Consider the following 493-nt stretch of genomic DNA (forward strand, 5'->3'; position numbering starts at 1 on the left):
GCACACATCTCAATGCAGAGGGGGAGGTTAATATTCTTGCTGTGGATGAAAACCACCTTGAACAAAGCAAAAATAAATCACAAGGTTTCAATGCAGGCGTAGCGATTAGTTATGGAAGTAGCGGTTTTGCTTTTGGGGTAACCGCTGGGGGGAATATCGCCAAAGGCTATGGCAATGGCGAAAGCCAAGCGTGGGTTGGTAGTCAAGTGGGCAGTTTAAACAGCCAAACCACCATTAAAAGTGGCACGGATACCCATATCATTGGCTCACAAGTGAAAGGAAAATCGGTCAAAGTCAATGCAGATAACCTCAACATTCAAAGTTTACAAGATACGATGAAGTATGAAGGTAAACAAGAAAGTGCCTCGGCTCAAGTTACTGTAGGTTATGGTGCATCAGGCAGTGCAAGTTACAGCAAATCCAAAATGAAAGCCGATATGGCGAGTGTGAATCAACAAGCAGGGATATTTGCAGGAGATGAGGGGTATGATGT

1 protein-coding gene is annotated in these 493 nt (G+C 44.2%); it reads left to right on the forward strand.

Translation table 11 applies throughout. From position 1 onward, the window contains the following. Positions 1-493: hemagglutinin repeat-containing protein (locus ACWIW0_RS11355; protein ID WP_454453401.1), on the forward strand; the 493-nt coding region annotated here is incomplete at both ends.

It is taken from the genome of Ursidibacter sp. B-7004-1 (assembly GCF_053654055.1).